Genomic DNA, 20066 nt, shown 5'->3' on the forward strand with positions numbered 1-20066 from the left:
GGGTGAAATATGCAACAGATCAGACCATTCCCACCAACAGAGCTGATTGACAAAGCTGAGGAAGAAGAAAGCATTCGTATAGCACCCGCCGTAGATCTAAAAGATTGGGTTGTGGCAAATTTCCTCACCATTGGTGGTGCATTACATAATCCTGACCATGACCACATTGCTGAACTACTTCATGACAATGACGAGTTTCTAGCATTTGCTTGGGCATCATCTGCAGCTCAATCTAAAAAACGTATGGTGTTAGGTCAATGTGAAAAGGTGATGTTCAACGTGGGCGGTTGGAAGAAAGCACGACAAGAACAACAGATGCGGGATTGGTTTGGATTTGTACCCACTTATTTAATTACGATCGATGCGAGTTATTGTGAAAAGAGTAATGACCGTAACTTTTGCGCGTTACTGGATCATGAGCTTTATCACATCGGTGTAGAACGCGATGAAGATGGTGAAATACTGTATAGCGATATGACAGGTTTACCTAAACATTATTTGGCAGCTCATGACATTGAAGAGTTCTTCGGTGTGGTCAGACGTTGGGGAGCAAATGAATCAGTTAAGCGTTTGGTCGAAATCACAAAGAATGCGCCGTTTGTTCCTGATATTGATATTTCCAAGTGTTGTGGGACGTGTGTGATTTGAGCCTAAGGGCTCTTTTTTTTGACTATTTAGTCTTACGTAGTCTTACAAAGGGGTATTTATGGCAACATTAAAAGAGCCTGTAAAAATCTTTATAGTTCAGTCTCTTGCTTGCTTTGAAACCCCTCAACAAGTTGTAGAGTCTGTAAGACAAGAATTTGGTATTGAAATTGAGCGTCAACAAGTCGCTTCGTACGATCCAACTAAGGCGACGTGTAGAAATGTAAGTAAAAAATTAAAAGATTTATTTCATAAAACTCGGGCTGAATTTAAGACCAATGTTTTTAGTATTCCTTTAGCAAATAAAGCAGTGCGTCTGAATGAGCTTCAGAAGATTTATGACGATCCCAAAATGAATAGAATATTGAAGTTAAAACTCATCAGGCAATTTAAGGATGAAATGCAAGGGTATGAGCTTCAGCTTTTAGATATTCAATTAAAGCAGCTTGAAATTGAGCGAATTAAAACAGGTGACGGAGAGGGTGCAGATGATCCAACTCCAGTCAAAGTCACCATTCAAGTTGTAGATGCGAGTAGAAGCGATGCCGAATATCAACCCGACACTGAATGTGCCTCAGGCAAAGTTTCTACAACTTCAAAATAAGTTTCGTGCTTTTGTTGCTGGATTTGGAAGTGGTAAAACTTGGGTTGGGTGCTCAAGTCTTTGTGATAAGTCGTGGGAATTTCCTAAGGTACCATTAGGGTACTTTGCACCTACATATCCGCAGATCCGTGACATTTTCTTTCCAACAATTGATGAGGTTGCGTTTGATTGGGGGTTAAAAACAAAGATCTATGAATCTAATAAAGAGGTGGATATTTATTATGGTCGGCAGTACCGAAATACGATTATCTGCCGATCCATGGAAAAGCCACAAACAATTGTAGGTTTTAAAATTGGTCATGCCTTGATTGATGAACTCGATGTCATGAATAAGGATAAGGCCCAACAAGCATGGCGTAAAATTATTGCGCGTATGCGTGTAAAGCATTCTGGTTTAATTAATGGTATTGATGTTGCTACAACACCAGAAGGTTTTAAATTTACTTATGAGCAATTTGTAAAGGAAGCTAATTCATCACCTGCGAAGAAAAAGCTTTATGGGATGATTCAAGCTTCAACCTACGATAACGAGTTGAATCTACCAGATGATTATATTTCATCACTATTTGAGTCATATCCACCACAGTTGATCTCAGCCTACTTGAAAGGTCAGTTCGTAAACCTAACCAGTGGTGCTGTTTATCCTGATTTTGATCGTAAGCTCAACCATACGGATGAAGAAATACAAGCCAATGAGCCTTTAATTATTGGTATGGATTTTAACGTTCTCAAAATGGCTGCTGTAATTTATGTAATTCGTGAAGGAAAGCCATTAGCGCTAGATGAAATGGTTGGGGTAAGAGATACGCCAACAATGGCACAACTACTGATTGAGCGCTTTCCATTTCATGAAATGACGGTAATTCCTGATGCAGCTGGACAAGCAAAGTCATCAAAAAACAGCAGTGAATCAGATCATCAAATTTTAAGAGATAAAGGGTTTCGAGTTGAAGTGAATGGAACCAATCCTGCAATCAAGGATCGTATCAACTCAGTCAATGCTTTAATTCTAAATGGTGAGGGTGAGCGCACATTAAAAGTGAATACTAATAAGTGCCCACGTTTGACTGAAACATTAGAACAGCAAGTTTATGATGATTTTGGCATGCCTGATAAAAAATCAGGTTTAGATCATGTGGGGGATGCTGGTGGTTATCCATTAGTTAAACGTTTTCCAATCATCAAACCTGTAACTCGCATCGATATACCAATGTTTGGATTTTAACTATGAGCATTACGACAACACATACTGACTATGATAAGCACATTGCGACTTGGAATAAGTTGGATGATGTTTGTGGTGGTCAAGAGGTCATTAAAGCAAAGACTGAAGTATATTTGAAGAGACCTTCTTTATTTACCTCTCGTGATGATCCTGATGGCAAAAAGCGTTATGCAGAATACCTACATCGTGCAATCTTCCCAGGTGTAACGAATCGAACACTAGCAAGTCATATTGGTTTAGCTTTTGGTAAAACGCCAGTATTTAATCGCCCAAGTGAACTCGAATATTTAGAGCGTAATGCTGATGGTGCAGGACGATCTATTTATCAAGTCGCTCAACGCGCTACACGTTTAATTAATCGTAATTATCGCTGTGGTGTATATGTAGATTATCCAAGTGTTGCACCAAGCAAAAATCGTGCTGAGGATGCAACAAAAGGCGCGTTCCCAATGATCCATGTGATTCAGGCAGCAGCAATTGAAGACTGGGATTATATTATTGTTGGTAATCAGAAAAAATTGAGCTTTGTTAAGATTCTGGAGAGTATTAAAGTTCGTAATGGTTTTATTGTGGAGACCCAAGATCAGTATCGAATTTTATATTTAAAAGAAACAGAGCTTGGTTTTGTTTATTCAATTGAAATTCAAAAAAAGAATGAAAATGCTGAATGGACTAAGGATAAAGAGTTCACTCCTGTGGATTATCATGGCAAGACTTGGGACTACATTCCTTTTACATTTTGTGGGGCAATCGATAACTCAGACGAGATTAGCACGCCCCCATTATACGAACTCGCCTCTATGGAACTTTCTTATTATGCAAGTACGGCAGATGTAGAAGAGTCAGCATTTATTGTGGGGCAGCCAACTTTGTGCTTTCCCTCAATTACTGATGAACAGTACCGAATGGTTAAGGAGAGTGGTGCAGCTGTTGGAAGTCGCACAGGTATTCCTACTGATGCAAAAATGGTTCAGGCAGAAAAGAACGGCTTAGCATATGAGCGCATGAATGATAAATGGAATCAGATGAAGGAACTCGGTGCACGTTTGATTGAAGTTGGATCTGCAAATAAAACAGCGACACAATCTGAAAATGATAATTCTGTACAGCACTCAGTTTTATCTTTGATTGTTGCTAATGTATCAGAGGCTTTTACTAACGCGCTGCGTTGGTGTGCTAAGTTTGCAATGGCAAGTCATGATTTAAAGGTCGATAAACTCAGCTTTACGATTGCTCAGGACTTTAATAAGCCAAAATATGATCCAACGCGCTCTAAGTTAATTTATGAAGTGTGTCTTGCTGGCGAGTTGCCAATGTATGTTTGGTATCACTACGAGCAAACAGGTACTTTCCCAGAGGATAAATGGGAGGATATCGAAAAGAAAATTGAAGAATATCGTATGAGTAAGCCATTAGGTGGTTATCAACCTTATCAGGGTGTAGATGATGGACAAGAAGGAAATACAGCAGGCAATTCTTGATGCCTTGAATCAGCATAATTCTTATCTACAACGCTTATCTTCTTCTGCAATCAATGAGCTGCTTAAAAAGTTTGATGGCTATTCTTTGGAGATGTTGACTAAGCTTAGAGAGTTACTAGACGACTTAACTGAAGCTGAAAAAACGATTTTAATGAGTGGGAAGTACAGCACAGCATCATTAAAAGAGCTTCAGAGTGTCATGGTGAGTTGGCAACAAGCAATCGCGGTGAATTTGCCACAATTGCTGGATGTGTCGATGATTGCTTTAGCGACCTATGAAGCGGCTTATATTTATAAACTCACCAATAAAGAGGCTCCAGCAATCAGTGGTGAATCTTTACTGAAGAAAGCTAAGAAAGCACCTTATGCAGGTGGTCAATTAATCCATTATATCTTTCCCGGTATTGCAGATAGCGTACGAAAGAAAGTTGAATATGTGATTCGTGATGGTATTGATAACGGTCAAAGCAATCAACAGATCATCCAGAGAATTAAAGGCACTAAAAAGCAAAACTACGCAGATGGTTTATTAAATCAAACGCGTAGTTCAATAGATGCAGAGGTGAGAACAGCCAGAGCACATATTAGTTCAACCACTTACTTAGATACTTGGACAGCCTTAGGTTATAAGTACACCAAAGATGTGGCCACTTTAGATGGTCGAACCTCAAAAGGTTGTGCAATGAAAGATGGTCGGATTCAAAAACTTGGAGAAGGTCATCAAAAACCACCTTATCATCGCCGTTGTCGAACGACTCAAATTGGGTGTAGTGTTGATGGATCTGTAGAGGGATTACGACCATTTGTAGCAGATAAACGCGCTGTGAAAGATATTCCTAAAGATCAGCGCGTTGGTAAGATTGGTCAGGTTGATGCAAATACGACATACAAAGCTTGGTTTGCACAGCAAGATGAGAGCTTCCAACGCGAATGGCTTGGACCATCTAAATATAAGCTTTACAAGGAAGGTGGCTATCCTTTAGATAAGTTTGTGGATCCTTTGAGTGGTCAACCTTTTACTTTGAAGCAATTAAAAGCTCTAGATGAAAAGACATTCAAGGAGTTGGGGTTGTGAATATTTGATGCTTCATTTCTTAATTTCTTATATACCGAGAATTTTTAGACAACTTTTCCTAGATGATGTATTTTATTTAAGATAATGAAAGATATTATTTTTAAATGAGAAATTAATGAAACTAAAAGCTATTTTAACTTTTATTTTATCTATAACAGCGATTAATGCTTGGGCAATCGACTTAGATAATCCAAGTTTGGAAAATTGTAAAGATAATGCAGATCTTTTGGGGTATATGCTTACGATTAAAGCACAATGCAATTTAAAAAGTGAAAGTGATGGTAATCTGCTCGTAGAAACCATTAATCAAATGAGCAGACAATGTATAGCTCAGTACGGAGAGAACTCAATGGCAAATGCTACTCGAGCTGGAATTTTCTCGGTAAAAGGAGAGATGGAAGAAACGGGTAGAAACGCAACGTGCTATAGAGCACTGACGGAATATTCAGGGCTTTTCGATTAATCAAGTACACAAATTAAAACCACCTTCGGGTGGTTTTTTATTGCCTAAATTTCGGATGAAAAAGGCGTAACGAGCGGATGCTCAAATCAAATTAGGGTCGGATGACTTATGAAACTTAAAACAACTCAGATTGATGGCAAAACGTATGCAGAAGTGAATGAACAAGGTTTGCCTTTGTATATTCACGATGATGGTAAAGAGGTCGCACACGATGCAGCACAAACCGTAGCAACGATTACTCGTCTAAATGGTGAAGCTAAATCAAATCGTGAGCGTTATGAAAAAGCCGAAACAGCATTAACGACTTTTGCAGGTATTGAAGATCCAGTTGCTGCCAAAAAAGCAATGGAAACTTTAAAAAACTTTGACGATAAAAAGCTTGTGGATGCAGGTGAAGTCGAGAAAGTGAAAGCGGAAGCAATTAAAGCCGTAGAAGAAAAGTATGCTCCGATCGTTCAGGAGCGTGATGCATTACAGAATCAATTACACAGCGAGTTGATTGGTGGTGGCTTTGCTCGATCACAAATGATTAAAGACAAAATTTCAGTACCAGCGGACATGGTGCAGGCTCAGTTCGGTCGTAATTTCAAAGTCGAAAATGGCAAAGTTGTGGCTTATGACAATCAGGGCCAACAAATCTATTCGCGTTCTCGTCCGGGGGAGTTGGCTGATTTCGATGAAGCGCTAGATCAGTTAATTGATGGCTATCAGTACAAAGATCACATTTTAAAAGGTGGTCAAGGTTCAGGTGGTAATTTCCAAGGCAATACCAATGCAAATGCAGGTCTGAAGCGAAGCCAAATGGATGCTAAAGCTAAATCAGACTTCATTCAAACTCATGGTCAAGCAGCATATTTAAAACTTGAAAAATAAGGAGTCATTATGACTACTACTGTAAATAGCGACATGATTATCTACAATCAATTGGCGCAAACCGCATATTTGGAACGTCTACAAGATAATCTGAATGTATTTAACCAAGCTTCAAACGGAGCAATCCGTTATGTGAATGAGATCATTCAAGGTGATTTTAATCAGCAGTCTTTTTATCGTGTTGGCGGTAGTATTGAACACCGTGATGTGAACTCGACAGCAAAAGTGACCAATAAAAAAATTGGTGCAGGTGAATCTGTGGGGGTGAAAGTACCGTTTAAATATGGTCCTTATGCTTCAACTGAAGAAGCGTTTAAACGCCGTGCACGTTCTCCTGAAGAATTTGCTGAAATTATCGGTTATGACTTGGCAGATGCGCTTGTCCATGGCCGTTTGCAATACAGCTTAGCTGCACTTAAGGCGGCAATCACCAGTAATCCTGACATGATTGCCAAAGGTAGTATTGCTACAGATGGTCGTAAAGCCTTAACCAAAGGTATGCGTAAGTTCGGCGATAAGTTTGGTCGCATCTCACTTTGGGTGATGAACTCAGACACTTATTTCGACATTGTGGATGAAGCATTAACAAATCAAATTTATGGTGAATCTGAAATTGTGATTTATGGCGGTTTACCAGGTACGTTGGGTAAGCCTGTTTTAGTCACAGATTTGATTGAAGACGATGATGCTTTTGGTTTGCAGACTGGTGCAGTAACTGTCACTGAGTCTCAGGCACCGGGTTTCCGTGCATATGACATTAATGATGAAGAGAACTTGGCAATTGGTATGCGTGCTGAAGGGACCTTTAATCTAGATTTACTAGGTTACTCTTGGGATACCACAAAAGGTGCTAATCCAACATTGGCACTATTGGGTGCTGATGCGAATTGGAAAAAACACGCAACTAGCAACAAGATGACAGCAGGTACATTGCTAGATCTATCAGGAATCACACCATAACAATCGGGGCTTTAAGCCCCATTTTTGTGAGAATAAAATGAAAATTATTTATGCTCAAAAAAGCGCAGGGATTGATGAAAAAGGTTCATTTCAAAATCCAAAGTACTTTGATCGTCCAGATACAACTGCAACATTAGTTTTGATTTACGGTGATTATCCTCAAATCAAAGCAGCTTATGATGCACTCGGTGTGGAAGTTGAGGTGCGTGAAGTACCAGAGCGCAAAGCTAAAGTGGAAAAAATTACTGTTCAATTGGGTGTCGAAACATCTCCTGAATTACAGAAAGTTCTTGCGGATACCAAGGCTGAATTTGAAAAAGTAGTTGCTGAAAATGAAACTTTGCATGATCAACTCAAAAAAGCCATTGCCGATCTAGAAACAGAACGCGCTGTACATCTTGCATTTATGGATGATGTGAGTGCGATGCAAGCTCGAATTGATGAGCTTAAGTCAGCTGCTGCAAATCCTGATTTGAGTGCTGAACAGCCTTCTGAAGCTCCAAAAGAAACACAACTGCCAAAACCTACTGAAAATGACCTTGCGAGCTGGACAATTCCACAAATCAAAGATTATCTGGCAGCAAAAGAAATTGGCTTTAAGGCATCTGCATCTAAAGATGAGCTTTTAGCATTAATTCCAAAGGAATAATTTTATGAGCTTTATTACCATAAATGATGCAGATCGAATTTTAGGAAGTGACTTTGCACCAGATGGTGATAAAGCGCGTTTGATCTTATTAGCAAATACTTGGATGAAGAATGAAGTTAGCTTTGTTCCTGATCCAATTGATCCATTACTGCAGGATGCTGCATGCGAAATCATCAAAGGTATTCAAGCAGGGGTAATTTACAGTGGTGTTGCTCGGCAGACGGTCAGTGAAAGTGTAAAGGCTGACACGATACAGGTCACAGAAACTTTTGCTGAGGGTAGTGTGGATATTTCAGAGTTTGAGCAAATTGCTAAAGCTTTGATTGCTTCACTTGATTTAGTGAATCCAAACAAAATGCCGTTTGGTATTTTGATAACGCGAGTTTGATACAGGTATGATTAATAATAATTATGTGCCTGAATGGTATATATCGCCATTCCAGCACGTCAAATATACATTGGCTCGTAATCAGATTCACATGGATCTGCTATTTGAAAACATGAATGATGTTGATGAGTTTATGTCAAATGGTTGTGATGCTCAGGTGAATTTTTACAATGATGATTCAATGGCAATTGTCCAGATTCAAGACTGTGAGCGTCCTTTAATTGAAATACATGGTCTATTACTGCATGAAGCTGTTCATATTTGGCAGCGTATTAAACAGCGAATGAATGAGCGTGATCCAAGCACTGAATTTGAAGCCTACTCAATTCAGGCAATTGCTCAGGATTTATTTGCAATGTTTGAAGAGAGTCAATGTGATGATTAAGAATAAAATCCAATCCAAAGTTGCCAAAGCCTTTGATACAAAACTCGCTGATGCGGTGGCGAGTTTTTCCTGCACCAAAATTATTAACTCTGGCAAATATGATCCAGTTACTGAAACGTATCCTAATCAAATTGACGGTTCTTATTCAGGTCGTGGCGTATTGTTCGGTAGCTATAAAAAAGATTTGGTTAAGCCTACTGATTATCAGGTGACAGACTCTAAGGCGACAGTCCTCCAAAATGAGGTTGCGGCAGTACCGCAGATTGGTGATGTTTGGATAACGGCTAAAGGTGATTTTAAGGTATTGAATGTAGGAACAGATCCAACAGATTCGATTTGGGTATGCCAGTTGAGGAAAGTTTAGTAATATCACTTTTAAAATTAGGGGATATTATGAAAAGTAATCAATTAGAGAAGAAGCTGAAAAAAGTTTTAATATGTATTTCTATATTCTTTTTAGGGTATTTAGTTGTAGGCTTTTTCTTAAATAGTAATTATCCAACTTACAAATACTCTTTTAATCTTGGTAAAGCGTACGAGATTCTAAGGGATGCCCTCACACTCTCAGCTTATTTCCTTGCGCCTGCTGTGGCTATTGTACTTTTTAATGATTGGCGGATTGAACATCAAATAAAAAACACACTTCAGCTTTTAGATGATTTAAATAATGCGTCTTTTGATATTAAAAAAGGATTAGGTTTTTATAACGTTAAAATTATTAAAGAGAGAGAAGTAACTACGAACGAATTTAGAAATAGAGAAGATCGTCAAGTGTTATTATGGCAACTTATAGAATTAGAAAGACTGAATGGTAAATTTTTGATAAAAAATAAAGACATTGAGGCTTTTAAATATTTGCAAATACAATTTAAGGAGCTGGCAGGTAAGGCTTTGGATGATTTGCATGGGATGGAGTATTTTTCTTTTAATTTAGCATCGGATAAAAAACATGTTAACTACGAAGGCAATTTCAAAAAATATTCAGAGCACTCAGATGAATTTAATAGCAAGTTTAAGAAGCTCAATGCTCTTGTTGTAGAATTTAATAAACAAGCAATTAATGTGCAAAAATCTATTTTACAAAGTTAAATTTAAAACTTAAGGGGTGCTAAATGTCATGGCAAGGTACACGATTATCACAGTTCACCTTTGAAGTACTGCAAAGTGCAACTGTTCTACAAAGAAAAATTATTAGCGAGTTCCTACAAGGTGTTGTACTCGCAAGTCCTGTTGACACAGGCGCATTCCGTGGTAATAACCTTGTTTCAATTGGCTCTGTGGATGTTCGTTATGATTTGAATAAAGTGGATAAAGTAGGTGGGCAAACAATTGCTGAGGGAAATATGAGAATTCTTCAGGCAAAGATTGGTGATCTAGTCTATGTGCAGAATAATTTGCCTTATTCCGTTGCTTTGGAAAATGGGTATTCTCAGCAAGCTCCAACAGGGATCTATGCCTTAACCTTTCAGCGAGTGACGAGTAAATATAAATGATGACACTTGAACAAGCAGAATTAGAAATTAGAACGCGCTTGGCACAGTTTGACGGTGTGGATGTAATTCAGTTTCAAAACCAAAAAATTAATAATGGTGAACACTTCAAACCACCTAAGGATAAGTTGTGGTGCAAGGTTTACATTCAGTATTCAGGAAGTAATGTTGTAGGTATTGGTAACCAGCCCTGCATTCGTGACCATGGAATGATTTCAATCCAATGTTTTGCACCGTTGAATTCAGGTACCACAGCAATGGCAAAGTTGTGTGATGGCTGGCGGTCGTTCCTGCAAAACTTTGGTGTATCTCATTTAGAGGTTTATTTAGTTCATGCACCACAAGATATGGATGATAAGCATTTTTACGCAAAGATCATTCGTGCTGAGTTTCGAGTGAATTAGTTGTATTAAGCGTTAATACAACGCTGTCAAATTTCAAATAATTAAACCAAGTTTTACCTTAAGCCTCGCAATAGCGGGGTTTTTTATTGCCTGAAATATGGCAATCAAGCCGACTAGGGTAGCTCCCGAAAGAGAAGATGGTCGTTTCGACTATTCATTGCATCTTCTTGTCGGCTCTTTTATTACCTATGCCATTCACCACAATTTTTTGATGCTCAGGTGAATGGTTTAAATCAATTGAGCATCTAGGAATAAACCATGTCAAACGTACTAACAACCCAAGAGATTGTGATTGTAGAAAATGAAAAGGCTTTAACTACATCATTGCATATTGCGGATGGAGCGAAAGCGAACCACAAGGCTGTGATGCAGCTAATTAAAACGCATATCCATCACTTTAATAAATTTGGAAGGGTGGCATTTGAAATGCGACCCTTTGAAACAGAAGGTGGCATCCAATCTAGACGAATCGCCATCTTAAATGAACAACAAGCAACATTTTTGATGACATTAATGCGTAACACAGAGAGAGTTGTAGATTTTAAGTGTGCTTTGGTTCAAGCATTTTATGAGACAAAAGAATATCTGAGTACTCAATATCAATCACATGTAAATATCCACAATAAGCTTAGTTTGCAATTGAATTTAGAAAAAGCAGATGCGAGTTTATCAGGGCACATTTTAGGAAGTTATCGAAAGAAACGTGACACATTGGTGGGGGCAATCAAAGAAGTAGAACGTTTGATGCAACCATGCTTATTTGAATAAACAAGATTTTATTTATCCACCTCCTTAGCGGAGGTTTTTTAATGCCTAAATTAAGGAGTCGCTATGAGTTCAGGCGCTAAACAAACAACACCGTACGGAATTGAATCCGCACCAGGTGTAATCGCAACAACGTGGAAAACACTGGCATTTACATCAAATGGTTTAGATGCGGCTGCACAGACAACTGAATCACAAACAATCAAAGATAGCCGGGTTGCTGCTGGATCAATGGTGACTGGAATTGAGGTAACTGGTGACGTTGAAACAGAATTTGCTTATGGTATCCAAGACGATTTGCTTGAAGGTGTTGCATTCAACCAGTGGTTAAATAATATTTTAATCTTTGGTGGCACAACGCGTAAAACATTCTCAGTTATTCGTGGTTTTACGGATATTGATAACTACCAAGTATTTACAGGTTGTCATATTAATCAATGGTCTTTATCTATTCCTGATAGTGGTATCGTGACTTCAAAATTCTCAATTATGGGAATGAAGCGTACAGCTTACGAAGTATCACCAGCAACTACCGTTACACCTGCTGAAGATGCCATTGTCTTTACATCACTTTCTACTGGTGACATTTTAATTGATGGTCAAGCCAAAGCGGGTATGTGTGTCACACAGCTGGACCTAACAATTGATAATTCGATGCAGGTTCAAAAGTGCCTGAATTATGAAAATAATATCAGTGCAATCCTTGAAACTCTTATGAAGGGTACAGGTAATTTCACGGTTGCTTGGTCTAAAAATACTGCTGAGTTGTATGAAAATCAGTTTTTAAATGAGCCGATTAGTCTTCAGTATTCACTAAAAGACAATAAGGGTAATAAATACACCTTGTTGCTTCCAAAATTAACAGTTTCAGCACCATTACCAAGTGGTGGTGCGGGCGATGTTTTGAATACTCAGTTTTCATTTACAGTGGCAGATGAAGCACCAACCTTAACTCGAATTCCAGTTGCAGCTCCTTAAGAGCTGTTTTTGAGGTATTAACATGGCTTTAAAAGTAGCAATTAAAGAAAGCAAAGAAATTTCATTGTGGCGTGAATACAAGGATAAGGAAGGTACAGTATTAGCACGTTTTAAAATTCGTGGTATTGAATATCAGGCGTATCAAGTAGCATTAGAACGCGCACAGAATCAGATTGTGTCCAAAGGTTATGATGTTAGAAAAGCCTCTGCCGATGACAAGGTGTGGTATCAGCTCACAATGGAAGCCGTGGCATGTCACCTGATTGAGGATTGGGAAGGTATTGAGTTTGAAGAAGGTGAAGTTGTTAAGGAGCAACCATATTCTGAAGAAAATGCAACTAAGTTGTTTCACATGGGGGATTTGGGTTGGCAGATCTGGGGCTTTGTAAAGTCTGAGGCTGAAAAGATTCAGAAGGAAGCCAATCAAATCAAGGAAGATACTTTGGGAAAGTCCGAAGATTGTACCACCACCAAACCCTCAAATGGGGCACGGAAAAGAGTCGCGAAGTCTACGAAAAAATCGGTGTCAAACCGCCAGACTACATAGATCCACCTAAATATTCTTATACTGCACATGCGGTATTGCATGCTTACAACATGATTGCGCGTTCTAGAAGATATGAGCAGGGTACGCCGTTGGCATTGAGCATTGCGGATATTGAATCATATTTAGAATTACATGATTCTCCAGTTGAACTGCATGTCTTTGTTGAATGTGTTTTGATGTTGGATAATTTATTTCTAGATCAGGCTTATAAGAAGAAGTGAGTTGTATTAAGTCATTTTACAACTTTATTAAATATGATTTTGGAATTCAGAAATCAATAATTGAAAAAGCAAAAACCCAAGATTCGCAGTCTTGGGTTTTTTGTTTCCCACAAATTAGTCAGGAATAAGTGAGAACCTATGAACAAGTTTACCAAAGGTAAATTTAAATTACATCCTAAAGAAGGTGTGGAAATGGAAGGTTATTTATCAGGTTGGTTGAGATTTTGTATTGGAGTGGCAATTCTATTAATTGCTGCAAGTCCGTTTATTTACTCATTATCGCATTTTTTTAATGTGCTAGGTGTGGGACGATGATCAATATATTTAGAGAAAATCTCAATAGCTTATTTGATATTTTGATCAACCATCCAATAGCTTTTTTACTTGTAATATTGTGCATTTTGGTTTGTATCGCTTTAGCTATTTTGACTTTGTATGTGGCTGGGAAATTTGAAATTCTACAATATCCATTTGTATTGTTTGTGGGATTCCTGATAGCCAATTTCTATGTTGAAATTTTGCTGCGAGTTTTTAAGCTATTTAACTAAAACGATCAAATCAATATTATTTTTTAACTCCAATTTCTTTAATTTGTCATAATTGAATGTTAGGTTGTGCAAAATTATTGCGAGTAGTGAATAATGGGAATTAATCTGAAAGAATTCAATAAACGCATTGAAGAGTTTAAAAGTACTGGTCAAGAACCTAGAGAGATTGTGATTGGCTATAAAACATATTCGAAACTAATGAAAGAAGAAAGTTTTATTGATCATCTTAGTAAAGACCAAAATGATCCAATGGTTCGCTATTATCAAGGTATTAAAATTAAAATGATTACAGAAAAGCATTATCTCGAGATTAAGTAAAAATCACTAAAAGGTGGTTTTTTAATGCATGAAGCTATATGTTATATTATTAAAACTAAATAAATTACTTGAGGTGCGAGATGATTAAGCGTCTTGAAGACTATAAAGTTGAGGGCAGAAAACCTCGCTCATGTTTATCAGGTCAGGTTTTGTCAATGCAGTTTAAAAATGATGAAGCAACCAAACGTGTTGTTATGCATAGTGCTCGCCGTGTAATTAAGCAACACAAAGCAGAAATTCAAGAGTTAGCCTATAAATGAGCGCTATTAACTCAACCTTTGTTGTAGCTGTTCATGATGAAATCCTGAAAGAAACAGGTGTGGGGAGAGAGGGTTGTAATGTTGAGAAACTTGAGGGTGTATTAGGTCGTATAGATCAACAAATGTATTACAACAATGTTGAGGATTTATTTGAAATCGCAGCTTGGTACGGTATCGCTATAGCAAAAGGTCACGCTTTTGTAGATGGAAATAAGCGTACTGGACTTGCGACGATGTTAACCTTTCTTGAGATTCAAGGTGTATCAATTAAAGATGATACTGGTTTGGATGATCTTATGGTTGATATTGTGAAGTCACAAGATGACCATGAAATATTGGCATTAAGGGTTTCAGACTTCTTGTTTGAAATTTCTGAAATATAAAACCACTCGAAAGAGTGGTTTTTTTGTTCATAAATTAGTATCTTGGTCTAAATTTAATTTTGGGGGTGGGGTATGAAGAAGGTTTTGCTTTTAGGTTTATTGATGAGTTTGGTTGGGTGTGTCGAACCAGAAAAGCCAATCTCAATCAAGAAAACGCAAGCAGAAAATAAAAGTGATCCGAGCAATAACACATTTGTTATTAAAGAGATAGATCCATTAATTTTTACATCTTATAACAGGGAAAATTTCCCAAGAACGTATGAAGTGTGGGGTGTGGATGGAATTAAGAGAATAGAGCAACTAGAGAGAGATGCTGCATTTAAAATATCAACGGAACAAAATAATTGTAATTACATTGAGATGGTTGCTTTATCAGAAAACAAGAGCAATCCTAAAAAAGAAGCTGTAGTTTTTATAGACTGCGCTAATAGAGAAAGGTTTTATATATCTGAAAACGATATAACAAATCATGTTTTTATTGACTTAAAGATCAAACACCCAATAAATGAAATTGATGCTTCAAAGCAGTGTTTAGAGTTGGTTAAACAGTTAAAAAATGATACCAGCATAAATGAAGCTAAAATTTTAGATAGCACAGGATTTAAAGGGAAGTCAGCAATGACTTCTGCTGTGTCAATTAAGTATTTGTCCGATGGTGTAGAGAAACGGGCTAGATGTACTTATGATTTTACGGGTAAAAAAATTATTCAGTTTATTGATTAAAGGTTAGATGCAGAGTGAGAAAACATTTATAGAAATTCAGTTCTACATGACTGTTTAGATAGCATCCTAAAGTTACCAAAATAATTCCAACACCGCCTAAAGGCGGTTTTTTTACGCCTATAGCTCGCATCTGCGGGCTTTTTTATGTCCGCAGGAAAGTAAACATGGCTCAAGAATCAATTTTAAGAATCGTGATTGACTCACGCAATGCTGAACGAAATGCACAGGCGTTAGATCGAGAGTTAAGAAGCATCCAGAGAAACGGTGATTTTGCGTCACGTTCGATGGACGGCATGTCTGTAGCCACTCGGCAGCTTGCAGGTTACATGATGGGGGTGGTTACTGCGGGTGCGGCAATTGCAAAGATGGATGATTACACAAATCTAAACAACCGCTTGCGCCTCGTAACTAATAGCCAAAAAGAACTCACTCAGGCGATGAAAGATACTTTTGATATTGCTCAGCGTTCAGGTGCTGCATGGGGTGGAACAGCAGCAATCTATCAAAAAATCCAATACAACAGTGAAAAATTGGGTTTAAGTCAGCAGAAAGTAGCGCGTATCACTGAATCAATTTCTAAATCAATCAGTAACTCAGGGTCGAGCGCTCAAGCGGCTCAAGCAGCACTTTACCAGCTTGGACAAGCTTTTGATAAATCAAGCTTAAATGGTGATGAATTTGTTTCTATGAGTGAAAACGCAGGCTATCTCATGGAGGTATTTGCTAAAGGTTTAGGCGTTACACGTGCTGAATTAAAGGCGATGTCTACGGCAGGTGAATTAACGACTGACAAAATGGTTCAAGCTATTGAAAAAATGACTGGATCAATTGAAGAGGATTTCGGGAAAACCAATTTTACAATTGGGCAATCATTCACTCAATTAAATAATGCTGCAACACAGTTTATTGGTGGTGCAGGTGAAGCATCAGGTGCAGCATCATTCTTATCATCATCAATTAAAGGGTTAGCAGACAATCTTGATTCGATAGCTCATATTGCTGTACTTGGCGGTGTTGCAATGTTGACCAAAGCAATTCTTACGCAATCAGTTGCAATGAAAAAGGGAATTGCTGATTCAATAGCAGATCGAGCAGCAAAAACAGCGCAACTAGAATCACATGTTCGACTTGCAGCATTAGAGGTTCAGCGTACTCGTCAAGTTACAGCATTAGCAGCAACCGAGGTTAATTTGGCTCGTGCTGAATACAACTCGGCACAAACCAGAGCAGCACGCGCAGCAGCAACAATACGCTTAACGCAAGCTGAAGTTGCACATCGTTTAGCTTTAAATCAAGGCACAGCAGCACTTGCAGCACAGACAGTAGCTCAAAATGCATTAAATGCAAGCCGTGCAGTTGGTACTCGCTTGCTTGGTTTGGTTGGTGGTCCTATTGGTGCGTTAACAATCGGAGTAACTGCTTTAGCTGCGGGCTACATGTACATGCAAAAACGTACAGAAGAAGCAAGCAAAAAACTTGAAGAGCAGACTCAAGTTGCTGAAAGAACCACTGAAGAATTGCTGAAGTTAAAAGGTGTTGAAGCTGACGTAGCGAAAAAAGACCTTGAAGAAGCATTCGAGGGGCAGAACAAGAAACTAAAAGAGTTGAATTATCAATTTAATGCTTTTGTTATCTCCGTTCAGAATGCAAATAAGGGAAATGAAGAGGTTGCTGAAATTTCTCGCAAAGTTAGACTTGGTCTTATTTCCCAAGCTGATGCATTGGAGCAGCTAAATAGCTTAAATATTCTTACTCCAGAGCAGAAAAAGCAGGGTTTAGACTTTGTAAATGCAAATATTGAGCAAGCCTCTACTACCGTAAAAGTTGCCGATAAATTAAAACTTTATGGTAATCAAGTTGAGTTAAATGGGAATAAGGCGACAAATGCGTCAGTTGGGTTGGACAAGTACACTGAAGCGTTGAATAAAAACGCCAGTGCTGCCGATAAAGCCGCAAAAGCTCAAAAGGACTATTTTGACAGTTTAAATCAAGATGTTCTTAGTGCAAATGAGCGTCTAGCTTACATGAATTTGGGCTTTAGCAAAGAGGTGATTGATCAAATTAATAAACTCCAAGAGGAGAAGCAGAAAGCCTTGGGTGATGGTGTTACAGCTATTGTAACAACAGAAGAAATCAGTCGTATTATTCAAGCTCAGAATATTCTTGATAAGGTAAAAGAGAAAGAAGATGAGATAACAGAGGCTAAAAGAAAGCAAAATAAGGAGTCAAAGGATCAATTAAAGATCACTGAGCGCTTAGTTGGCTTGGTTGGCAGCACAGGTAAAAGCACAGGTAATCATCTCGACATTCGATACGATCGCTCATATTCAAATGGTGCAATTTCTGCTGAGCACATGGCTCGCTTCCAATTGGGTGGTAAAACTCTAGATCCTAAAAACTCTAACTCTCCCTATGGTATGCGTACCCACCCCATCACAGGGAAACAGCAATTACATCGTGGTTATGATTTTAGAGCGCCTGAAGGCACACAAGTTACAACCAATTTTGCAGTAAAAAATGTAGAAACTTTTTACGATAAAAAAGGTGGTGGCTATACATCAAGAGTGACATTTGAGGATGGTGTGATTGTAAATTTATTGCATCAAATCCCTGAGATGAAATCTAAAATCAAAGGTGGGGTCAGCAAAGGACATTCAGCATCAAGTAATGAAGCTTATGAGGCTTTCTTGACTCAGCAAAAAGAGTCAGAACAAATAGAATCGGAGCAATATCAATCTCGTGAAAGAATTGCTTATGATTACAAAGACCGAATCTTAAAGATTGAAAAAGACTTAGAGAATGAAATCTCCGAGATTCAGAAGGCAAATTTCAGCCCTAAAGACACTGCAGGATATATCGAGAATGCTAAACATAGAGCCGATCTAGAAAAACGACTCTACGTTGCACAACTCACTGAAGATGTGAGTTCATGGCGATTATCAGAAGAGCGTAAGCTTGAATTAAAGAAAAATGTAAATGATTTGATGATTCAACTTGATGCAGATATGAATGATGATTTTAAAAATCAAGCACTCCAATCTGCAGAAGATCAATACCAACACGAACTCGCTTTAATTAGGTTTGCAAGAGAGGAACGCGAGTTCCAAATGCGTTTGCAATTCATGTCTGAAACGCAAGCAATGGAAGAGCGTTATGAGCTTGAGGAAAAGAAACTCATTGAAGTTAATGATCTTCAAGAGCGTAACTTTAAACGTGAAATGCTTCGTTTACAAAAACAAGAGGAAGTAAAAAACAGATCGGATAATGCTATGAAAAATTGGGGCAATATTCAATCTGAAATTTACGGAACCGGTGAAATGGATCAGCTCGGTCACACTCGAAATGATCGATATAAAGCATCTGAAGAATTATTTAATTCAAATATGTTATCTATCGACCAGCAAGAGCAAAATCCAACTGCTGACTTGTTTGAGATTGCAGCATTGAGAGAAAAGGCATGGCAAGAGCACAATGATCGGATGTTGCTGATTGATCAACAATACAATCATGAATCCTTGAACATGCGATTAGGATATGCAGTAAATTCAGCAGGTGCTTTAGCAAATATGTTTAAAGTAATGCAGGGTGAATCTTCGACTGCTTATAGGGCTCTTTACATGGCTCAGAAGATGTTTGCACTATCTCAAGCGGGTATGAATGTATTTAAGTCAGCTTCTGATGCTTATGCGAATGAACCTGGAACGTGGTACCAAAAAGCTGGTGCGGCAGCAATGGCTACTCTTGAATCAAGCGCATTTGTTTCCTTAATCCAAGCAGCTACTCCACAAGGCTTCGCCACAGGTGGTCACGTTCGCGGTCCCGGTACTTCAACAAGTGATTCCATTCCCGCAATGCTTTCGGACTACGAGTTTGTGACTAAAGCATCCGCGGTGAAGAAGATTGGTGTTGCGAATATGGAGTATATGAACCGTACTGGGGAAATGCCATTCCAACGTGAGTACGAAGAATTACATAAGCGAATTGCGGGGAATCAACTTCCGGAACCGTTTATTGTATCCAAGTATAAAGATGGTGGTTTGGTTGGATCTTCGCGCGTTCAACCTAATTCTTATTCGCAGATTTATCGTGAAAGGCAACTTGTTGAGAAACGATCACCTGAAGCTAAGCAAGCAAAAGTAACCATTATTAATCAAACCTCTCAACCAGTTGAAGCTACATCTCAATGGGATGGGGATGAATTAAAGGTAATTTTAACTGAAATGCGAAAGCAGAATGAAGCCATGATGGATGCGAAGATCGAGAAGCGATTTAGGATGGCGAATCGTCAGGGGTGGAAATAGATGAGCAATGAAAAATTTACATTTCCCTGTGATTTAGATGGGAACTCAAATACCCAAAACTTCAATGTTTTAACCAGTAAATTTGGTGATGGGTATGAACAAAATATCTCAATAGGGATTAATAACAGAAAAGGAGAATGGTCTTACCAACGAACAGCCTATAAAGATGAAATTCTTTTAATTAAAGCATTCTTTGATAAGCATAAAGGTGCTGATTCCTTTCTTTGGGATTCACCTTTGGATGGAGAGGTGTGGGTTAAAACAAATACATCATATTCACCAAAGCAAATTGGGGGTGATGTTTGGCAAATCTCAACAACGTTCTATCAAGTTTTTCACCCTTAATTCATTTAGATTTTAATCACCGCCTTTTGGCGGTT

At 38.3% G+C, this 20066-nt stretch carries 26 protein-coding genes; all 26 read left to right on the top strand.

The annotated features are described in order from the left end of the window. Positions 1-9: 9 nt before the first annotated feature. The 26 genes from HX129_RS07230 (at position 10) to HX129_RS07355 (ending at position 20031) form a co-directional block, all read left to right on the top strand. The gene (locus HX129_RS07230; RefSeq protein WP_286436112.1) at positions 10-648 is read left to right on the top strand and encodes a putative metallopeptidase; all 639 of its coding nucleotides are present in this window, start codon (positions 10-12) and stop codon (positions 646-648) included. A 58-nt stretch (positions 649-706) separates the two neighbouring features. Continuing rightward, on the top strand, positions 707-1249 hold the full coding sequence (locus HX129_RS07235) for a DUF2280 domain-containing protein (RefSeq protein ID WP_286436113.1): 543 nt from the start codon (positions 707-709) through the stop codon (positions 1247-1249). After that, positions 1188-2474: a terminase large subunit domain-containing protein gene (locus tag HX129_RS07240; protein ID WP_286436114.1), complete on the top strand. Its 1287-nt coding sequence runs from the start codon at positions 1188-1190 to the stop codon at positions 2472-2474. The genes HX129_RS07235 and HX129_RS07240 overlap by 62 nt, the downstream gene beginning before the upstream one ends. Positions 2475-2476: 2 nt before the next feature. Beyond that, the gene (locus HX129_RS07245) at positions 2477-3955 is read left to right on the top strand and encodes a DUF4055 domain-containing protein (protein WP_286434753.1); all 1479 of its coding nucleotides are present in this window, start codon (positions 2477-2479) and stop codon (positions 3953-3955) included. Then, on the top strand, positions 3921-5030 hold the full coding sequence (locus HX129_RS07250) for a phage minor head protein (protein ID WP_286434752.1): 1110 nt from the start codon (positions 3921-3923) through the stop codon (positions 5028-5030). Before HX129_RS07245 ends, HX129_RS07250 begins: the two co-directional genes overlap by 35 nt. Before the next feature lie 115 nt (positions 5031-5145). Continuing rightward, positions 5146-5493 (top strand): hypothetical protein, encoded by a 348-nt coding sequence (locus tag HX129_RS07255; RefSeq protein ID WP_130075276.1) that lies wholly within the window; start codon positions 5146-5148, stop codon positions 5491-5493. A 108-nt stretch (positions 5494-5601) separates the two neighbouring features. After that, the gene (locus HX129_RS07260; RefSeq protein WP_286436115.1) at positions 5602-6366 is read left to right on the top strand and encodes a DUF6651 domain-containing protein; all 765 of its coding nucleotides are present in this window, start codon (positions 5602-5604) and stop codon (positions 6364-6366) included. Between the two features lie 9 nt (positions 6367-6375). After that, positions 6376-7326, top strand: a complete 951-nt coding sequence (locus HX129_RS07265; RefSeq protein ID WP_130075274.1) for a major capsid protein — start codon at positions 6376-6378, stop codon at positions 7324-7326. A 37-nt stretch (positions 7327-7363) separates the two neighbouring features. Beyond that, positions 7364-7975, top strand: a complete 612-nt coding sequence (locus HX129_RS07270; protein WP_286436116.1) for a HeH/LEM domain protein — start codon at positions 7364-7366, stop codon at positions 7973-7975. A gap of 4 nt (positions 7976-7979) precedes the next feature. Further along, the gene (locus HX129_RS07275; RefSeq protein ID WP_286436117.1) at positions 7980-8363 is read left to right on the top strand and encodes a hypothetical protein; all 384 of its coding nucleotides are present in this window, start codon (positions 7980-7982) and stop codon (positions 8361-8363) included. Positions 8364-8370: 7 nt separating this feature from the next. Beyond that, on the top strand, positions 8371-8748 hold the full coding sequence (locus HX129_RS07280) for a hypothetical protein (protein WP_286436118.1): 378 nt from the start codon (positions 8371-8373) through the stop codon (positions 8746-8748). After that, positions 8741-9112 carry a glutamate 5-kinase gene (locus tag HX129_RS07285; RefSeq protein ID WP_502872673.1) on the top strand — a complete coding sequence of 124 codons (372 nt, stop codon included), beginning with the start codon at positions 8741-8743 and terminating at the stop codon, positions 9110-9112. Before HX129_RS07280 ends, HX129_RS07285 begins: the two co-directional genes overlap by 8 nt. Positions 9113-9141: 29 nt before the next feature. Continuing rightward, positions 9142-9837, top strand: coding sequence for a hypothetical protein (locus HX129_RS07290; protein ID WP_286436119.1), 696 nt, complete (start codon positions 9142-9144; stop codon positions 9835-9837). Positions 9838-9860: 23 nt separating this feature from the next. Then, positions 9861-10241 carry a hypothetical protein gene (locus HX129_RS07295; protein ID WP_130075269.1) on the top strand — a complete coding sequence of 127 codons (381 nt, stop codon included), beginning with the start codon at positions 9861-9863 and terminating at the stop codon, positions 10239-10241. Beyond that, positions 10238-10642 (top strand): hypothetical protein, encoded by a 405-nt coding sequence (locus HX129_RS07300; RefSeq protein ID WP_286436120.1) that lies wholly within the window; start codon positions 10238-10240, stop codon positions 10640-10642. Before HX129_RS07295 ends, HX129_RS07300 begins: the two co-directional genes overlap by 4 nt. Before the next feature lie 258 nt (positions 10643-10900). Next, positions 10901-11410 carry a Rha family transcriptional regulator gene (locus HX129_RS07305; protein ID WP_286436121.1) on the top strand — a complete coding sequence of 170 codons (510 nt, stop codon included), beginning with the start codon at positions 10901-10903 and terminating at the stop codon, positions 11408-11410. Positions 11411-11473: 63 nt separating this feature from the next. Beyond that, positions 11474-12385: a phage tail tube protein gene (locus tag HX129_RS07310; protein ID WP_286436122.1), complete on the top strand. Its 912-nt coding sequence runs from the start codon at positions 11474-11476 to the stop codon at positions 12383-12385. 22 nt (positions 12386-12407) lie between these two features. Beyond that, positions 12408-12932 (top strand): phage-derived protein YdaY family protein, encoded by a 525-nt coding sequence (locus HX129_RS07315; RefSeq protein ID WP_180046620.1) that lies wholly within the window; start codon positions 12408-12410, stop codon positions 12930-12932. Between the two features lie 50 nt (positions 12933-12982). Then, positions 12983-13153 carry a hypothetical protein gene (locus tag HX129_RS07320; protein ID WP_228199118.1) on the top strand — a complete coding sequence of 57 codons (171 nt, stop codon included), beginning with the start codon at positions 12983-12985 and terminating at the stop codon, positions 13151-13153. Between the two features lie 138 nt (positions 13154-13291). Then, positions 13292-13468 (top strand): hypothetical protein, encoded by a 177-nt coding sequence (locus tag HX129_RS07325; RefSeq protein WP_286436123.1) that lies wholly within the window; start codon positions 13292-13294, stop codon positions 13466-13468. Between the two features lie 326 nt (positions 13469-13794). Then, positions 13795-14019, top strand: coding sequence for a hypothetical protein (locus tag HX129_RS07330; protein WP_286436124.1), 225 nt, complete (start codon positions 13795-13797; stop codon positions 14017-14019). 80 nt (positions 14020-14099) lie between these two features. Next, positions 14100-14279 (top strand): hypothetical protein, encoded by a 180-nt coding sequence (locus HX129_RS07335; RefSeq protein ID WP_286436125.1) that lies wholly within the window; start codon positions 14100-14102, stop codon positions 14277-14279. Continuing rightward, positions 14276-14662, top strand: a complete 387-nt coding sequence (locus tag HX129_RS07340; RefSeq protein WP_286436126.1) for a type II toxin-antitoxin system death-on-curing family toxin — start codon at positions 14276-14278, stop codon at positions 14660-14662. The genes HX129_RS07335 and HX129_RS07340 overlap by 4 nt, the downstream gene beginning before the upstream one ends. Before the next feature lie 72 nt (positions 14663-14734). After that, entirely contained in the window at positions 14735-15385 is a 651-nt protein-coding gene (locus HX129_RS07345) for a hypothetical protein (RefSeq protein ID WP_286436127.1), read from the top strand. Positions 15386-15549: 164 nt separating this feature from the next. Beyond that, positions 15550-19686: a tape measure protein gene (locus tag HX129_RS07350; protein WP_286436128.1), complete on the top strand. Its 4137-nt coding sequence runs from the start codon at positions 15550-15552 to the stop codon at positions 19684-19686. Then, positions 19687-20031, top strand: coding sequence for a phage tail protein (locus tag HX129_RS07355; RefSeq protein WP_180046628.1), 345 nt, complete (start codon positions 19687-19689; stop codon positions 20029-20031). It abuts the gene before it with no gap. Positions 20032-20066: the final 35 nt, after the last annotated feature.

Source organism: Acinetobacter sp. 251-1, assembly GCF_030329305.1.
In the GTDB taxonomy this organism is placed as follows: Bacteria; Pseudomonadota; Gammaproteobacteria; order Pseudomonadales; family Moraxellaceae; genus Acinetobacter; species Acinetobacter piscicola_A.

Bases quoted from the DNA above. Each gene is read 5' to 3' on its own strand.
- HX129_RS07230 (WP_286436112.1), top strand. From the start codon at position 10: ATGCAACAGATCAGACCATTCCCACCAACAGAGCTGATTGACAAAGCT.
- HX129_RS07235 (WP_286436113.1), top strand. From the start codon at position 707: ATGGCAACATTAAAAGAGCCTGTAAAAATCTTTATAGTTCAGTCTCTT.
- HX129_RS07240 (WP_286436114.1), top strand. From the start codon at position 1,188: ATGCCGAATATCAACCCGACACTGAATGTGCCTCAGGCAAAGTTTCTA.
- HX129_RS07245 (WP_286434753.1), top strand. From the start codon at position 2,477: ATGAGCATTACGACAACACATACTGACTATGATAAGCACATTGCGACT.
- HX129_RS07250 (WP_286434752.1), top strand. From the start codon at position 3,921: ATGGACAAGAAGGAAATACAGCAGGCAATTCTTGATGCCTTGAATCAG.
- HX129_RS07255 (WP_130075276.1), top strand. From the start codon at position 5,146: ATGAAACTAAAAGCTATTTTAACTTTTATTTTATCTATAACAGCGATT.
- HX129_RS07260 (WP_286436115.1), top strand. From the start codon at position 5,602: ATGAAACTTAAAACAACTCAGATTGATGGCAAAACGTATGCAGAAGTG.
- HX129_RS07265 (WP_130075274.1), top strand. From the start codon at position 6,376: ATGACTACTACTGTAAATAGCGACATGATTATCTACAATCAATTGGCG.
- HX129_RS07270 (WP_286436116.1), top strand. From the start codon at position 7,364: ATGAAAATTATTTATGCTCAAAAAAGCGCAGGGATTGATGAAAAAGGT.
- HX129_RS07275 (WP_286436117.1), top strand. From the start codon at position 7,980: ATGAGCTTTATTACCATAAATGATGCAGATCGAATTTTAGGAAGTGAC.
- HX129_RS07280 (WP_286436118.1), top strand. From the start codon at position 8,371: ATGATTAATAATAATTATGTGCCTGAATGGTATATATCGCCATTCCAG.
- HX129_RS07285 (WP_502872673.1), top strand. From the start codon at position 8,741: ATGATTAAGAATAAAATCCAATCCAAAGTTGCCAAAGCCTTTGATACA.
- HX129_RS07290 (WP_286436119.1), top strand. From the start codon at position 9,142: ATGAAAAGTAATCAATTAGAGAAGAAGCTGAAAAAAGTTTTAATATGT.
- HX129_RS07295 (WP_130075269.1), top strand. From the start codon at position 9,861: ATGTCATGGCAAGGTACACGATTATCACAGTTCACCTTTGAAGTACTG.
- HX129_RS07300 (WP_286436120.1), top strand. From the start codon at position 10,238: ATGATGACACTTGAACAAGCAGAATTAGAAATTAGAACGCGCTTGGCA.
- HX129_RS07305 (WP_286436121.1), top strand. From the start codon at position 10,901: ATGTCAAACGTACTAACAACCCAAGAGATTGTGATTGTAGAAAATGAA.
- HX129_RS07310 (WP_286436122.1), top strand. From the start codon at position 11,474: ATGAGTTCAGGCGCTAAACAAACAACACCGTACGGAATTGAATCCGCA.
- HX129_RS07315 (WP_180046620.1), top strand. From the start codon at position 12,408: ATGGCTTTAAAAGTAGCAATTAAAGAAAGCAAAGAAATTTCATTGTGG.
- HX129_RS07320 (WP_228199118.1), top strand. From the start codon at position 12,983: ATGATTGCGCGTTCTAGAAGATATGAGCAGGGTACGCCGTTGGCATTG.
- HX129_RS07325 (WP_286436123.1), top strand. From the start codon at position 13,292: ATGAACAAGTTTACCAAAGGTAAATTTAAATTACATCCTAAAGAAGGT.
- HX129_RS07330 (WP_286436124.1), top strand. From the start codon at position 13,795: ATGGGAATTAATCTGAAAGAATTCAATAAACGCATTGAAGAGTTTAAA.
- HX129_RS07335 (WP_286436125.1), top strand. From the start codon at position 14,100: ATGATTAAGCGTCTTGAAGACTATAAAGTTGAGGGCAGAAAACCTCGC.
- HX129_RS07340 (WP_286436126.1), top strand. From the start codon at position 14,276: ATGAGCGCTATTAACTCAACCTTTGTTGTAGCTGTTCATGATGAAATC.
- HX129_RS07345 (WP_286436127.1), top strand. From the start codon at position 14,735: ATGAAGAAGGTTTTGCTTTTAGGTTTATTGATGAGTTTGGTTGGGTGT.
- HX129_RS07350 (WP_286436128.1), top strand. From the start codon at position 15,550: ATGGCTCAAGAATCAATTTTAAGAATCGTGATTGACTCACGCAATGCT.
- HX129_RS07355 (WP_180046628.1), top strand. From the start codon at position 19,687: ATGAGCAATGAAAAATTTACATTTCCCTGTGATTTAGATGGGAACTCA.